At 71.5% G+C, this 15,992-nt stretch carries 8 protein-coding genes; all 8 read left to right on the plus strand.

Annotated elements, in window-relative coordinates:
* Positions 1-5: 5 nt before the first annotated feature.
* Positions 6-1,937, plus strand: a complete 1,932-nt coding sequence (locus G6N10_RS14050) for a glycosyltransferase (RefSeq protein WP_085095636.1) — start codon at positions 6-8, stop codon at positions 1,935-1,937.
* The gene (locus tag G6N10_RS14055) at positions 1,930-2,529 is read left to right on the plus strand and encodes a phosphatase PAP2 family protein (protein WP_085095634.1); all 600 of its coding nucleotides are present in this window, start codon (positions 1,930-1,932) and stop codon (positions 2,527-2,529) included. Before G6N10_RS14050 ends, G6N10_RS14055 begins: the two co-directional genes overlap by 8 nt.
* On the plus strand, positions 2,526-3,428 hold the full coding sequence (locus tag G6N10_RS14060; RefSeq protein ID WP_085095632.1) for a decaprenyl-phosphate phosphoribosyltransferase: 903 nt from the start codon (positions 2,526-2,528) through the stop codon (positions 3,426-3,428). Before G6N10_RS14055 ends, G6N10_RS14060 begins: the two co-directional genes overlap by 4 nt.
* Before the next feature lie 52 nt (positions 3,429-3,480).
* A complete protein-coding gene (gene zomB, locus G6N10_RS14065; protein WP_109750487.1) occupies positions 3,481-5,424 on the plus strand; it encodes a terminal beta-(1->2)-arabinofuranosyltransferase in 1,944 nt (647 codons plus the stop codon).
* A gap of 37 nt (positions 5,425-5,461) precedes the next feature.
* Positions 5,462-6,481, plus strand: coding sequence for a carboxylesterase Culp6 (gene culp6, locus G6N10_RS14070; protein WP_085095628.1), 1,020 nt, complete (start codon positions 5,462-5,464; stop codon positions 6,479-6,481).
* 253 nt (positions 6,482-6,734) lie between these two features.
* Positions 6,735-8,627 carry a long-chain-fatty-acid--AMP ligase FadD32 gene (gene fadD32 / locus G6N10_RS14075; protein WP_085095626.1) on the plus strand — a complete coding sequence of 631 codons (1,893 nt, stop codon included), beginning with the start codon at positions 6,735-6,737 and terminating at the stop codon, positions 8,625-8,627.
* Positions 8,628-8,690: 63 nt separating this feature from the next.
* A complete protein-coding gene (gene pks13, locus G6N10_RS14080; protein WP_085095624.1) occupies positions 8,691-14,213 on the plus strand; it encodes a polyketide synthase Pks13 in 5,523 nt (1,840 codons plus the stop codon).
* Positions 14,210-15,781 carry an acyl-CoA carboxylase subunit beta gene (locus tag G6N10_RS14085; RefSeq protein WP_234810539.1) on the plus strand — a complete coding sequence of 524 codons (1,572 nt, stop codon included), beginning with the start codon at positions 14,210-14,212 and terminating at the stop codon, positions 15,779-15,781. The genes pks13 and G6N10_RS14085 overlap by 4 nt, the downstream gene beginning before the upstream one ends.
* Positions 15,782-15,992: the final 211 nt, after the last annotated feature.

The raw sequence follows: 15,992 nt of genomic DNA on the forward strand, positions 1-15,992 counted from the left end.
CGACGATGAGCGACGTACCCTCCGGCCCGATCGGCCCCGGCCAGTCCAAGGCCGTCAGCCTGCTGTCCCGGGTGATCCTGCCGCGGCCGGGTGAGCCGCTGGACGTACGCAAGCTCTACATCACCGAGGCCGACACCAACTCCCGCCGGGCGCACGCCCCGACCCGCACCTCGCTGGACATCGGCGGGGAGGCCGAGGTGTCCTTCGCCACCTACTTCAACGCGTTCCCAGCCAGCTACTGGCGGCGCTGGTCGATCCTGGACGCCGTGGTGCTGCGGATCGAGCTGACCGGCGCGGCCCGCGTCGACGTCTACCGGTCCAAGGCCACCGGCGCCCGGATCAGCGTCGCCGGCGCGCCCGCGGTCAGCGAGAGCGACGACAAGCCCGCGGTGGTGGAGTTCGAGATCAGCCTGGCGCCGTTCGAGGACGGCGGCTGGATCTGGTTCGACATCACCACCGACACCGCCGCCGTGCTGCACAGCGCCGGCTGGTACGCGCCGGTCGAGGCGCCCGGCCGCGCCGACATCGCCGTCGGCATCCCGACCTTCAACCGGCCGGCCGACTGCGTCAGCGCGCTGGCCGCGCTGACCTCCGACCCGCTGGTCGACGCCGCGATCGGCGCCGTCATCGTCTCCGACCAGGGCGACCGCAAGGCCAAGGACCACCCGGACTTCGACGCCGCGGCGGCCCGGCTCGGGGACCGGCTGAGCATCCACAACCAGCCCAACCTGGGCGGCTCCGGCGGCTACAGCCGGGTGATGTACGAGGCGCTCAAGCACACCGACTGCGAACAGATCCTGTTCATGGACGACGACATCCGCATCGAGCCGGACTCGATCCTGCGGGCGCTGGCGCTCAACCGGTTCGCCAAGTCCCCGACGCTGATCGGCGGCCAGATGCTCAACCTGCAGGAGCCCAGCCACCTGCACGTGATGGGCGAGGTGGTCAACCGGGCCAACTTCATGTGGACCAACGCGCCGTTCACCGCCTACGACCACGACTTCGCCAGGTACCCGCTCGACGACGTCGAGGAGGCCGACAGTCAGCTGCTGCACCGGCGCATCGACGTCGACTACAACGGCTGGTGGATGTGCATGATCCCGCGGTCCGTCGCCGAGGAGCTCGGTCAGCCGCTGCCGCTGTTCATCAAGTGGGACGACGCCGACTACGGGCTGCGGGCGGCCGAACACGGCTACCCGACGGTCACCATGCCGGGCACCGCGATCTGGCACATGGCCTGGAGCGACAAGGACGACGCCATCGACTGGCAGGCCTACTTCCACCTGCGCAACCGGCTGGTGGTCGCCGCCATGCACTGGGACGGCGAGGTCAAGGGCCTGGTCGTCAGCCACCTCAAGGCCACCATCAAGCATCTGATGTGCCTGGAGTACTCCACCGTCGCGATCCAGAACCGGGCCATCGACGACTTCCTGGCCGGCCCCGAGCACATCTTCTCCATCCTGGAGTCGGCGCTGCCGGAGGTGCACCGGATGCGCAAGGCCTTCCCGGACGCGGTGGTGCTGCCCGGTGCGACCGAGTTGCCCGCCCCGTCGGGACGGGTCCGGGTGCACAAGCCGCCGGTGGCGCCGCCGATGATCCTGCTGCGGCTGGCCCAGGGCCTGGTGCACCAGTTCCGCCGCGCCGACCCGGCCCACCACCAGCGGCCGCAGCTCAACGTCCCCACCCAGGACGCCCGTTGGTTCCTGCTGTGCAAGGTCGACGGGGTCACGGTGACCACCGCCGACGGCCGCGGCGTGGTGTACCGCCAGCGCGACCGGGCCAAGGCCGCCGGGCTGCTGCGGGCCTCGCTGCGCCGCCAGCTGAAGCTGGCCCGTAAGTTCGACACCATGCGGCGGATCTACCGTGAGGCGCTGCCGGAGCTGTCCAGCAAACAGAAATGGGAAACCGTGCTGCTCGAGGCGGACGTCGATGCCTGAGGACACCGGGTTGCCCGACGGCGCCCGGCCCGACGCCGCCCGGCCCGATAACACCGACTGGCCCGGTGACCCCGACGCGCCCGCGCCGGAGGAGACCGCGCTGATCCTGGTGCAGGCCGGGCTGGCCGGACGCCCCGGCGTGCTGCCCGCCGCCCGCGGCCTGTCGCACCTCGGCGAGCACAGCCTGGGCTGGCTGATCATCGGCGCGCTGGCCGCGGTCATCGTCCCGGCCCGCCGCCGGGAGTGGCTGACGATGGTGGTCGGCACCTTCGCCGCGCACGCCGCGGCGGTGCTGATCAAGCGGGTGGTCCGCCGTCGCCGGCCCGATCACCCGGCGATCGCGGTCAACGTCGGCACCCCGAGCAAGCTGAGCTTCCCGTCCGCGCACGCCACCTCCACGACGGCGGCCGCGCTGCTGGCCGCCCGGGCCAGCGGCTCCCGGCTGCCCTGGCTGGTGGTCCCGCCGATGCTGCTGTCCCGGCTGGTGCTGGGCGTGCATTACCCCAGCGATGTGGCGGCCGGAGCCGTGGTCGGCGCCGCCGTCGCGGCCACCACCGCCGGCATCGCCGACCGATTGGAGCGTGCCGCATGAGCAAGCCCGCCGCTGCGCCGAGCAACGTCGTCGTCGGCGTCATCAAGGCGATGCGTCCGCGCCAGTGGGTGAAGAACCTGCTGGTGCTGGCCGCGCCGTTGGCCGCCTGGGGCGACGACCAGGACTTCGACCACCAGCAGGTGCTCATCCACGTCGGGCTGGCCTTCGTGGTGTTCAGCCTGGCCGCGTCGTCGATCTACCTGGTCAACGACGCCCTGGACGTGGAGGCCGACCGGGCGCACCCGACCAAGCGGTACCGGCCGATCGCCGCCGGGGTGGTGCCGCCGTGGCTGGCCTACCTGCTCTCGGCAATCCTTGGGGTGGCCGCGCTGGTCATCGGCTGGACGGTCAACGCCAACCTGGCCCTGGTCATCGCGATTTACCTGGCGATGCAGCTGGCCTACTGCTTCGGGCTCAAGCACCAGGCCGTGCTGGACATCTGCATCGTGTCCTCGGCCTACCTGATCCGGGCCATCGCCGGCGGCGCGGCCGCCGACATCCGGCTGTCGAAGTGGTTCCTGCTGGTGATGGCGTTCGGCTCGCTGTTCATGGCGGCGGGCAAGCGCTACGCCGAGCTGCAGCTGGCCGAACGCACCGGCGCCAAGATCCGCAAGTCGCTGGAGAACTACACCGGCAGCTACCTGCGCTTCGTCTGGACGCTGGCGGCCACCGCGGTGGTGCTGTGCTACGGCCTGTGGGCCTTCGAGCGCGACGGCAGCACCGGCTCCTGGTACGCGGTGTCGATGATTCCGTTCACCATCGCGATCCTGCGCTACGCCGTCGACGTCGACGGCGGGGAGGCGGGCGAGCCGGAGGACATCGCCCTGGGTGACCGGGTGCTGCAGGTCCTTGCGGTGGGCTGGATCGGAACCGTCGTTGCAGCGATCTTCCTCGGCTGAGCCCGGTCCCGCGCCGACGGCGCGGGCGACCTGGCCGAATTTTCCGTACTCGATGTCGGTACGGGTGAGCCTGTGGTGCTCGGTGGCGGTGATCGCCGTGCTGTTCGGCTGGGGCGCCTGGCAGCGCCGCTGGATCGCCGACGACGGGCTCATCGTGCTGCGCACCGTGCGCAACCTGATGGCCGGCAACGGCCCGGTGTTCAACGCCGGCGAGCGGGTCGAGGCCAACACCTCGACGGCCTGGACCTACCTGACCCTGCTGGGCGGCTGGGTGGCCGGACCGGTGCGGCTGGAGTACGTGGTGCTGGCGCTGTCGCTGGCGCTCAGCGTCGCCGGGGTGGTGCTGGCGATGCTCGGCGCGGCCCGGCTGTACGCGCCCAGCCTGGTCGGCCGCAACGCGCTGCTGCTGCCGGCCGGCGCGCTGGTCTACATCGCGATCCCGCCGGCCCGCGACTTCGCCACCTCCGGCCTGGAGACCGGGCTGGCGCTGGCCTACATCGGGCTGCTCTGGTGGATGATGGTGTGCTGGTCGCAGCGGGTGCGCCGGCCGGTGCCCGACCCGGCCGACCCGACCGGCCCGGCCGGCGAGCGCCGCGCCGTGGCCTTCACCGCGGCGGTCTCCGCGGTCGCCGGCGCCAGCGTGCTGGTCCGCCCGGAACTCGCCCTGCTCGGCGTGCTGGCGCTGCTGCTGCTGTTCATCGCCGCACCCGGCTGGCGTCGCCGGGCGGTGGTTTTCGTCGCCGGCGGCCTGCTGCCGGTCGGCTACCAGATCTTCCGGATGGGCTACTACGGGATGCTGGTGCCCAGCCCGGCCGTCGCCAAGGACGCCTCCGGCTCGAAGTGGTCGCAGGGGCTGACCTACCTGGCCAACTTCAACGGCCCGTACCTGCTGTGGATCCCGGCGGTGCTGCTGGTCGGCACCGGCCTGGTGCTGCTGGTGGTGCGCAGCCGGTCCTGGTGGGTGCGCCACGACGCCCCGCCCGGCGCGTCCTGGCTGACCCGCACGCTGCAGGCGCCGCTGGCCGTCGTCGCGGTGTTCGTCGGCGCCGGCCTGATCCAGGCCGTGTACTGGGTGCACCAGGGCGGGGACTTCATGCACGGCCGGGTGCTGCTGCTGCCGATGTTCTGCATGCTGGTCCCGCTGGCGGTGATCCCCGTCGTGGTGCCGATCGGCCGCGCGGTCTCCCGGGAGGCCGGTTACCTGCTGGCCGGCGCGACCACCGTGCTGTGGATGGCGCTGGCCGGCTGGGCGGCGTGGGCGGCCAACTCGCCGGGGCTGGGCCGCGACGGCACCTGGGTCACCGATTCCGGCATCGTCGACGAGCGCCGGTTCTACTCCCAGGCCACCGGGCACGCGCACCCGCTGACCGCCGCCGACTACCTGGACTATCCGCGGATGCGGGCGGTGCTGGTCGCCATCAACAACACCCCCGAGGGTGCGCTGCTGCTGCCGTCGGGCAACTACGACCAGTGGGACGTGGTGCCGGCCATCCCGCTGCCGCCGCAGCTGCCGGTCAACGACCCGGCCCGGCTGAACCCGCCGCACACGGTGTTCTTCACCAACATGGGCATGCTGGGGATGAACACCGGCCTCAACGTCCGGGTGATCGACCAGATCGGGCTGATCAACCCGCTGGCCATGCACACCCAACGTGTCGAGCGCGGCCGGATCGGCCACGACAAGGAGCTGTTCCCGGACTGGGCGGTCGCCGAGGGTCCGTTCCTCAAGGAGCCGCCCTACATCCCGACCTATCTGGACGAGGACTGGATCGTCCAGGCCGGCGCGGCGCTGGGCTGCCCGGAGACCGACGCGATGCTGACCGCGATTCGGGCCCCGATGGGCCCGCGCCGGTTCCTGTCGAACCTGCTGCACGCCGCGGAGTTCACCAGCTACCGCATCGACCGGGTGCCCGAGTACGAGCTGGCCCGCTGCGGGCTGCCGATCCCGCCGCTGCGCGGCGAGCCGTATACCGGGCTGCCCGCCACCGGTCCGTGACGCCGGTCGCGGTACCCGGCGCCGGTACCGTGTCAGCATGGCTCGCACCCGCAACGAATCCCGGCGCAAACGCCACCTGATCCTCGGCCTCATCGCCGCCGCGGCGGTGGCCGTCGTCATCGGGCTGGTCGTGGTGATCGGTGTGCTGCTCTACGGCAGCCGGTCGACCCCGCCCTCGCCGCTGCCGCCGGAGGCCAAGCCGACCACCGGGCCGAGCACCCCGGGCGCCAAGCCGCGCCCGGAGTTCCAGTCCGCGGACTGCCCGGACGTGCAGCTGCTGGTCATCCCCGGCACCTGGGAGTCCTCGCGCACCGACGACCCGCTGAACCCCGGACAGTTCCCGATCGCGCTGCTGCTGCCGATGAGCCGTGGGATCAGCGCGCAGCTGCCCGGCGAGCGGGTGCAGGTCTACACCGTCCCCTACACCGCGCAGTTCAACAATCCGCTCGGCGGGGACAAGCAGATGTCCTACAACGACAGCCGCGCCGAGGGCACCCGCACCGCCGCCAAGGTGCTGACCGACATGAACGAGCGCTGCCCGCTGACCAGCTACGTGCTGGTCGGGTTCTCCCAGGGCGCGGTGATCGCCGGCGACCTGGCCAGCGACATCGGCAACGGCCGCGGCCCGATCGCCGAAGACCTGGTGCTCGGCGTCACGCTGATCGCCGACGGCCGCAGGCAGGTCGGGGTGGGCCAGTCGATCGGCCCGAACCCGGGTGGGCAGGGCGCCGAGATCACCCTGGCCGAGGTGCCGATGCTGTCCACCCTGGGGCTGACCATGAGCGGTCCGCGCGACGGCGGCTTCGGCAAGCTCAACGACCGGACCAACCAGATCTGCGCGCAGGGCGATCTGATCTGCGACGCCCCGGAGGGCGCGTTCAACATCGCCAACCTGCCCAACACGCTGAACACCCTGGCCGGTGGCGCCGGCCAACCGGTGCACGCGATGTACGGCACCCCGCAGTTCTGGGTGCTCGACGGGCTGACCGCGACCCAGTGGACCGAACAGTGGGCGCGCGGGCTGATCGACAACGCCCCGCACCCCAAGCACGGTTAGCTGTGCTGCCCGGGCGGCGTGAATTCGGTCTCAGTGCGACCCGCAGGAGACCGTTCGCGCGGACCCCGCGGTTGCCCGGTCCGACCTGCGCGGTCGGTGCCGGGCGGCGGGCCGGCGGGCGCCGCCCGGCAAATTTGACCCACCCGGTGGATCCATAATATTAAGAAGAACGTAAGATCGCTTACTTGGGGCGGGCCCTCTGTACGATCTGGAAGATTTGTGCCGCATGCCGGCGCGTTGACAGGAGAGATGCATGGCGTTTCACAACCCCTTCATCATTGACGGCCGCATCGAGTTCCCCCGGGACACCAGCATCGTCGAGCACGTCGAGAACTGGGCGGAGCTGCGCGGCGACGAACTGGCCTACCGGTTCCTGGACTACTCCACCGAGCGCGACGGCGTCGCCTGCGATCTGACCTGGGCGCAGTTCAGCGCCCGCAACAAGGCGGTCGCCGCCCGGCTGCAGCAGGTCACCGAGCTCGGTGACCGGGTGGCGATCCTGTGCCCGCAGAACCTGGACTACCTGGTGGCGTTCTTCGGCGCGCTCTACGGCGGCCGGATCGCGGTGCCGCTGTTCGACCCGTCCGAGCCCGGCCACGTCGGCCGGCTGCACGCCGTCATCGACGACTGCAAGCCGTCGGCGATCCTGACCACCACCGAGGCCGCCGAGGGCGTGCGCAAGTTCTTCCGCAGCCGCCCGGCCAAGGAACGCCCGCGCGTCATCGCCGTCGACGCCATCCCCGACGAGGTCGCGGCGACCTGGGTGCAGCCGCCGCCGCTGACCGAGGAGACCATCGCCTACCTGCAGTACACCTCGGGCTCCACCCGGATCCCGACCGGCGTGCAGATCACCCACCTGAACCTGGCCACCAACGTGCTGCAGGTCGTCGAGGCGCTGGAGGGCGAGGAGGGCGACCGCGGGCTGTCCTGGCTGCCGTTCTTCCACGACATGGGCCTGATCACCGCGCTGCTGTCGCCGATGATCGGCTACCGCTTCACCTTCATGACGCCCGCGGCGTTCGTCCGCCGCCCGGAGCGCTGGATCCGCGAGATGGCCCGCAAGCCCGAGGACACCGGCGGCACCATCTCGGTCGCGCCGAACTTCGCCTTCGACCACGCCGCCGCCCGCGGGGTGCCCAAGGACGGCGCCGAGCCGCTGGACCTGTCCAACGTCAAGGCCATCCTCAACGGCAGCGAGCCGATCTCCGCGGCCACCGTGCGCCGGTTCAACGACGCGTTCGGCCCGTTCGGCTTCCCGGCCAAGGCGATCAAGCCGTCCTACGGGCTGGCCGAGGCGACGCTGTTCGTCTCCACCACGCCGAGCTCGGAGGAGCCGACGATCATCTCGGTGGACCGCGACGAGCTCAACGCCGGCCGGTTCGTCGAGGTGGCCGAGGATTCGGCCAAGGCCGTCGCGCAGGCCGGCGCCGGCAAGGTCGGCATCGGTGAGTGGGCCGTCATCGTCGACGCCGAGTCCGCCACCGAGCTGCCCGACGGCCAGATCGGCGAGATCTGGATCAGCGGGATGAACATGGGCACCGGCTACTGGGGCAAGCCCGAGGAGACCCGGGACACCTTCCAGAACCTGCTGGCCTCCCGGATCGCCGACTCGCACGCCGAGGGCAACGAGCCGGACGCCACCTGGGTGCGCACCGGCGACTACGGCGCCTACCACAACGGCGAGCTGTTCATCACCGGCCGGGTCAAGGACCTGGTCATCATCGACGGCCGCAACCACTACCCGCAGGACCTGGAGTACTCCGCGCAGGAGGCCAGCAAGGCGCTGCGGGTCGGCTACGTCGCCGCCTTCTCGGTGCCGGCCAACCAGCTGCCCGACGAGGTCTTCGCCGACAGCCATTCGGGTTTGCGGCGCGATCCCGACGACAGCTCCGAGCAGCTGGTTATCGTCGGGGAGCGGGCCCCGGGCGCGCACAAGATGGAGCCCGGCCCGATCACCGACGACATCCGCGCCGCGATCGCGGTCCGGCACGGCGTCACCGTCCGCGACGTGCTGCTGACCCCGGCCGGCGCCATCCCGCGCACCTCCAGCGGCAAGATCGGCCGGCGCGCCTGCCGGTCGGCCTACCTGGACGGCACCCTGCGGGCGGGCAAGGTCGCCAACGCCTTCCCCGACGAACTCGACTGACGGCGAACCGGAAAGTGCGCCGCCGCCCGGGCGCCGAGTCTACGAAGCTAAGTGAGGCCTTCGATGTCTGACGACACCGCCAACACCGACCACTCCGAGGCTCCCGCCCCGCGGACCGACATGTCGGTGCCGCAGATGCGGGCCTGGCTGCGTGACTGGGTGGCCGGCGCCACCGGGCAGTCGGCGGACAGCATCAGCGAGTCGACCCCGATGGTCGAGCTGGGGCTGTCCTCCCGCGACGCCGTCGCGATGGCCAGCGACATCGAGGACCTGACCGGCGTCGCGCTGACCGCGACCGTCGCGTTCCGGCATCCCACCATCGAGGCGCTGGCCCAGGTGATCGTCGAGGGCGAACCCGAGCCGGAGGACGTCGACGGCGACGGCGAGGACTGGTCCCGGCCGGCCGACATCGACCCGGACACCGCCGACATCGCGATCGTCGGCCTGGCCACCCGGCTGCCCGGGGACCTGAACACCCCCGACCAGACCTGGGCCGCCCTGCTGGAGGGCCGCGACGCCATCACCGACCTGCCCGAGGGCCGCTGGGAGGAGTTCCTCGACGAGCCCCGGATCGCCGAGCGGGTCGCCCGGGCCCGCACCCGCGGCGGCTACCTGTCCGACATCAAGGGCTTTGACGCCGAGTTCTTCGCGCTGGCGAAGATGGAGGCCGACAACATCGATCCGCAGCAGCGGATGGCCCTGGAGCTGACCTGGGAGGCCCTGGAGCACGCCCGGATCCCGGCCTCGGCGCTGCGCGGCACCCCGGTCGGGGTGTTCGTCGGCTCCTCCACCAACGACTACAGCTTCCTGTCGGTGGCCGACCCGACCGCCACCCACCCGTACGCCATCACCGGCACCGCCAGCTCGATCATCGCCAACCGGGTGTCCTACTTCTACGACTTCCGCGGCCCGTCGATGGCCATCGACACCGCCTGCTCGTCGTCGCTGGTCGCCATCCACGAGGGCGTCAAGGCGCTGCGCGCCGGCGAGGCCGACGTGGTGCTGGCCGGCGGCGTCAACGCGCTGGTCACCCCGCTGGTCACCATCGGCTTCGACGAGGTCGGCGGGGTGCTGGCCCCGGACGGCCGGATCAAGTCGTTCTCCGCCGACGCCGACGGCTACGCCCGCTCCGAGGGCGGCGGCATGGTGGTGCTCAAGCGGGTCGCCGACGCCCGCCGCGACGGCGACGAGATCCTGGCCGTCATCGCCGGCTCGGCGGTCAACCACGACGGCCGGTCCAACGGCCTGCTCGCCCCGAACCCGGACGCCCAGGCCGAGGTGCTGCGCAAGGCCTACAAGGACGCCGGCGTCGACCCGCGCACCGTCGACCTGATCGAGGCGCACGGCACCGGCACCATCCTCGGCGACCCGATCGAGGCCGACGCGCTGGGCCGGGTGGTCGGCCGCGGCAGGCCCGCCGACCGGCCGGCGCTGCTCGGCGCGGTGAAGTCCAACATCGGGCACCTGGAGTCGGCCGCGGGCGCGGCGTCCATCGCCAAGATCGCGCTGGCGATCTACCACGACAAGATTCCGCCGTCGATCAACTACGCCGGCCCCAACCCCTACATCGACTTCGAGCGGGAGCGGCTGCGCGTCGTCGACCAGGTCACCGACTGGCCGCGCTACAGCGGCCACAAGATCGCCGGGGTGTCCGGGTTCGGTTTCGGCGGCGCCAACGCGCACCTGGTGGTGCGCGAGGTGCTGCCCAGCGACCTGGTCGAGCCCGAGCCGGCCGCCGCCGCACCGCAGCCGGCCGGCGCGGACGCGGCCGATGCCGGCGACGCCGGCGTCGGTGGGGTCCGGATGGACGAGTACGGCGAGTTCATCGACGACGCGATGGCCCGCGAGGAGTCCGCGGCCACCGAGATCGAGCTGCCCGGCCTGACCGAGGAGGCCCGCCGGCTGCTGGACGAGGCGCTCGACGCGCAGGCCGCCGCCGAGCTGGCCGACCCGCCGCGCCGAATCGTGCCGCTGGCCGTGTCGGCGTTTCTGACCTCCCGCAAGCGCGCGGCCGCCGCCGAGCTGGCCGACTGGGTCGACAGCGAGGCCGGCCGCGGCACCCCGCTGGAGGCCATCGGCCGGGCGCTGTCCCGGCGCAACCACGGCCGGTCCCGCGCGGTGATCCTGGCCCACGACCACGACGAGGCCGTCAAGGGCCTGCGCGCGCTGGCCGACGGCAAGCAGAGCCCGCTGGTGCTGGCCGCCGACGGCCCGGTCACCAACGGCCCGGTCTGGGTGTTCGCCGGCTTCGGCTCCCAGCACCGCAAGATGGGCAAGGCCCTCTACCTCAGCAACGACACCTTCGCCGCGTGGATCAACCGGGTCGACGCGCTGATCCAGGACGAACGCGGCTACTCGGTCGTCGAGTACATCCTCGACGACGCGATCGACTACACCGACGCGACCGTCGAGTACCCGATCGAGGTGGTGCAGACCGTCATCTTCGCGCTGCAGATCGGCCTCGGCGAACTGCTGCGGGCGCACGGCGCCGCGCCGGCGGCCGTCGTCGGGCAGTCCCTCGGTGAGGCGGCCGCCGCCTACTTCGCCGGCGGCCTGACCCTGGCCGACGCCACCCGCACCATCTGCTCGCGCGCGCACCTGATGGGTGAGGGCGAGGCGATGCTGTTCGGCGAGTACATCCGGCTGATGGCGCTGGTGGAGTACTCCGCCGAGGAGATCGCCACGGTGTTCTCCGACTTCCCCGGCCTGGAGGTGTGCGTCTACGCGGCACCGAACCAGACCGTCATCGGCGGCCCGCCCGAGCAGGTCGACGCGATCATCGCCCGCTGCGAGGCGGAGGGCAAGTTCGCCCGCAAGATGCAGACCAAGGGCGCCAGCCACACCCAGCAGATGGATCCGCTGCTCGGCGAGCTGATGGCCGAACTGCAGGGCATCGAGGCGCACCCGCTGGCCTGCGGGTACTTCTCCACCGTGCACGAGGGCGCCTTCGTGCGGCCCGGCGGTGACCCGATCCACGACGTGGACTACTGGAAGAAGGGGCTGCGGCACAGCGTCTACTTCACCCAGGGCATCCGCAACGCGGTCGACTCGGGCTACACCACCTTCCTGGAGCTCGCGCCCAACCCGGTGGCGCTGATGCAGGTCGGGCTGACCACCATGGCGGCCGGGCTGCCCGACGCCCAGCTGATCCCGACGCTGGCCCGCAAGGCCGACGAGGTCGACTCGATGACCGTTGCGCTGGCGACGCTGTTCGTGCACGGCCACGAGCTGGACTTCCGCACCCTGTTCAGCCCGGCCTCGACCGTCACCGACGGCCCCGCCTACGGCAACATCCCGCCGACCAAGTTCCGCCGCAAGCCGCACTGGCTGCAGGCCCGGTTCACCGGGGACAGCTCGGTGATGATGCCGGGCAACCACGTCGCAACCCCGGACGGCAGGCACGTCTGGGAGTACTCGCCCAAGGGCGAGGTCAGCGCCGCCGACCTGGCCGCGCTGGTCAAGTCCGCGGCCGCCCAGGTGTTCACCGACGCGGTGCTGACCGCCTACGAGCAGCGCGCGGTGGCCGGCGCCGGTTCGCGGCTGGTGACCACCCTGAGCCGGCACCCCGGCGGGGCGACCGCGCAGGTGCACGCCCGGATCGGGGAGTCCTTCACGCTGGTCTACGACGCGGTGCTGACCCGCGGCGGGCAGCCGGGCGCGTTGCCGGTGGCCGCCGGTGCGGTCGCCATCACCGCCGACGCGCTGCCGACCGCGGTCGGTGCGGCCGCCACCGGCACGGTGGCGCTGGCCGGTGAGGTGATCGAGCCGGCCGATGACGCCGCCATTCTGAGCGACCACCTGACCGCCGGGGCCGGGCTGGCCGCCGGGTTCGCCAAGTGGTCGCCGAGCACCGGCGAGACGATCGGTGCCCGGCTGGCCGCGATCGTCGGCGGGGCGATGGGCTACGAGCCCGAGGACCTGCCCCGCGAGGTGCCGCTGATCGAGCTGGGCCTGGACTCGCTGATGGCGGTCCGGATCAAGAACCGCGTCGAGTACGACTTCGACCTGCCGCCGATTCAGCTGCAGGCCGTCCGCGACGCCAACATCAACGACGTCGAGGAGCTGATCAGCTACGCCGTCGAGCACCGCGACGAGGTTGGCCAGCTGCACCAGTTCCAGCAGACCGCCAGCCCCGAGGAGTTCGCCAAGGCCCAGGCCGAGCTGCTCGGGGGGGCGAGCACCGCCGCCGAGATGAAGGAGCGGCTGGCCTCGCTGGACGCCGCCGCCGCGGGCGAGGCTGCCGAGGGTGCCGCTCAGCCGCTGGAGGCCGCGGAGCTGAACCTCAGCGCCACCGACGCCGCCAACACCCACCCGCAGGTCGACGAGCTGCCCCCGCCGCCGACCGACCCGTCCGGACCCGGTGGCGCGCCGCTGCCCCCGCCGCCGTCCGACCCGTCCGGACCGGGCGCGGCCGCCGGGGCGGCCAAGCCGAACCTGGCCGCGGCCGCCGCGGCGCTGAACCAGGAGGCGGTCGCCGCCGCGCTGAACTCCGACGTCCCGCCGCGCGACGCCGCCGAGCGGCTCGCCTTCGCGACCTGGGCGATCGTCACCGGCAAGAGCCCGGGCGGCATCTTCAACGCGCTGCCCGCCCTGGACGACGAGGCCGCGGCCAAGCTGGCCCAGCGGCTCTCCGAACGCGCCGAGGGCAGCATCACCGCCGAGGACGTGCGGGCCGCGGAGAACATCGAGGCGCTGGCGACCACCGTCCGGGAGTTCCTGGAGGCCGGTGAGCTGGACGGCTTCGTCCGGACCATCCGCCCGGCCGACAGCGACGACCAGGTGCCGGTGTATGTGTTCCACGCCGCCGGTGGCTCCACCGTCGTCTACGAGCCGCTGCTCAACCGGCTGCCGGCGGGCACACCGATGACCGGCCTGGAGCGGGTCGAGGGCACCATCGAGGAGCGTGCGGCGCAGTACGTGCCGAAGCTGCTTGAGCTCAACGGCTGGGTCGACGGCGGCAAGGGCAAGCCGTTCCTGCTGGCCGGCTGGTCGCTGGGCGGGGCGCTGTCCTACGCCTGCGCGCTCGGGCTCAAGGAGGCCGGCGCCGACGTTGAGTTCGTCGGGCTGATCGACACCGTGCATCCCGGCACCCCGATCGACACCTCCACCGAGGGCACCCGGGCCCGCTGGGACCGCTACGCCAAGTTCGCCGAGAAGACGTTCAACGTGCAGATCCCGGCGATCCCGTACGAGGAGCTGGAGGTCCTCGACGACGCCGGCCAGGTGCAGTTCGTGCTGAACGCCGTCAAGGACGCCGGGGTGCAGATCCCGGGCGGCATCATCGAGCACCAGCGCACGTCGTACCTGGATCAGCGGACCCTGGACCTGGCCACCCCCAAGCACTACGACGGGCACGTGGTGCTCTATATGGCCGACCGCTACCACGACGACGCGATCACCTTCGAGCCCGCGTACGCCACCCGGGCGGCCGACGGCGGCTGGGGCGCCTACGCTTCGGATCTGGAAGTGGTGAACATTGGTGGCGAGCACATCCAAGCCATCGATGAGCCGTACATTGCCAAGGTGGGTGCGCACATGAGCCAGACCATCGACCGGGTCCAGAACGAATGGAAGGGCCGCAAGTGACCGACGCCGTGGAGCAGTCCGCGAACACCACCGCCGCCAAGCTCGCGCAGCTGCGCGAACGCCTGGAGGTGGCCAAGGATCCCGGCGACGAGAAGTCTCGGGCCCGCCGCGACCGGAAGGGCCTGCCGACCGCGCGGGCGCGGATCCACGCGCTGCTGGACCCGGGCACCTTCCTGGAGATCGGCGCGCTGGCCCGGACCCCGGGTGACCCGAACGCCTACTACGGCGACGGCGTGGTCACCGGCCACGGCACCATCAACGGTCGCCCGGTCGCGGTGTTCAGCCACGACCAGACGGTGTTCCAGGGCACCGTCGGGGAGATGTTCGGCCGCAAGGTCGCCCGGCTGATGGAGTGGGCGGCGATGGTCGGCTGCCCGATCATCGGCATCAACGACTCCGGCGGCGCCCGGATCCAGGACGCCGTCACCTCGCTGGCGTGGTACGCCGAGCTGGGCCGTCGGCACGAGCTGATGCGCGGCATCGCCCCGGAGATCTCGATCATCCTCGGCAAGTGCGCCGGCGGCGCGGTCTATTCGCCGATCCAGACCGACCTGGTGGTCGCCGTGCGCGATCAGGGCTACATGTTCGTCACCGGCCCGGACGTGATCAAGGACGTCACCGGCGAGGACGTGTCGCTCGACGAGCTCGGCGGCGCCGACGCGCAGGCCCGCTACGGCAACATCCACCAGGTGGTCGACGACGAGGCCGCGGCCTTCAAGTACGTCCGCGATTACCTGGAGTTCTTGCCGGGCAACACCTTTGACGACGCGCCGGTGATCAACGCCGGGCTGGAGCCCGAGGTCACCAGCCACGACATGGAGCTCGACACCATGGTGCCGGATTCGGACAACCAGGCCTACGACATGATGGAGATCCTGCTGCGGATCTTCGACGACGGCGACGTGTTCCAGGTCGCCGAGCAGCGCGGCCAGGCCATCATCACCGCGTTCGCCCGGGTCGACGGCCGGTCGGTCGGCGTGATCGCCAACCAGCCGATGTACATGTCCGGGGCGATCGACAACGAGGCCTCCGACAAGGCCGCCGGCTTCATCCGGTTCTGCGACTCGTTCAACCTGCCGCTGGTGTTCGTGGTGGACACCCCCGGCTTCCTGCCCGGCGTCGAGCAGGAGAAGGGCGGCATCATCAAGCGCGGCGGCCGGTTCCTCAACGCCGTAGTTGAGGCCGACGTGCCGAAGGTGACCATCACCATCCGCAAGTCCTACGGCGGCGCGTACGCGGTGATGGGTTCCAAGCAGCTCTCGGCGGACCTGAACTTCGCCTGGCCGACCGCCCGCATCGCGGTGATCGGCGCCGAGGGTGCCGCTCAGCTGCTGGTCAAGCGGTTCCCGGATCCGACCGCGCCGGAGGTGCAGAAGATCCGCGCCGACTTCATCGAGGGCTACAACCTCAACATGGCCACCCCGTGGATCGCCGCCGAGCGCGGGTTCATCGACGCGGTCATCGAGCCGCACGACACCCGGCTGATGCTGCGCAAGGGGATGAACCTGCTGCGCGACAAGCAGAACCTGCACCGCATCCAGCGCAAGCACGGCCTGACCCCGATCTAACCGGGGTTTGCGGCTGCGGGGCTGGGGTCGGGGCTTCGGTTTCGGGGCTTTGGCCTTAACGGCTTCTGCTTTGACGGCTTTGGCCGCCTCGGCGGTCCCTGGGCGCTTGGTGCGACGTTTTTCCGGCCGCGCTCATCGAGTGAGAATCCTGGGACGCTGGTGAGACGTTTTGATGGCCGTCGTCATCGAGTGGGAACTCAGGGACGTTAGT

The organism is Mycolicibacterium fallax (assembly GCF_010726955.1).
Classification (GTDB): domain Bacteria; phylum Actinomycetota; class Actinomycetes; order Mycobacteriales; family Mycobacteriaceae; genus Mycobacterium; species Mycobacterium fallax.

Coding starts and splice junctions, on each gene's coding strand:
- G6N10_RS14050 (WP_085095636.1), top strand. CDS start 6: ATGAGCGACGTACCCTCCGGCCCGATCGGCCCCGGCCAGTCCAAGGCC.
- culp6 (WP_085095628.1), top strand. CDS start 5,462: ATGGCTCGCACCCGCAACGAATCCCGGCGCAAACGCCACCTGATCCTC.
- fadD32 (WP_085095626.1), top strand. CDS start 6,735: ATGGCGTTTCACAACCCCTTCATCATTGACGGCCGCATCGAGTTCCCC.
- G6N10_RS14060 (WP_085095632.1), top strand. CDS start 2,526: ATGAGCAAGCCCGCCGCTGCGCCGAGCAACGTCGTCGTCGGCGTCATC.
- G6N10_RS14055 (WP_085095634.1), top strand. CDS start 1,930: ATGCCTGAGGACACCGGGTTGCCCGACGGCGCCCGGCCCGACGCCGCC.
- zomB (WP_109750487.1), top strand. CDS start 3,481: ATGTCGGTACGGGTGAGCCTGTGGTGCTCGGTGGCGGTGATCGCCGTG.
- pks13 (WP_085095624.1), top strand. CDS start 8,691: ATGTCTGACGACACCGCCAACACCGACCACTCCGAGGCTCCCGCCCCG.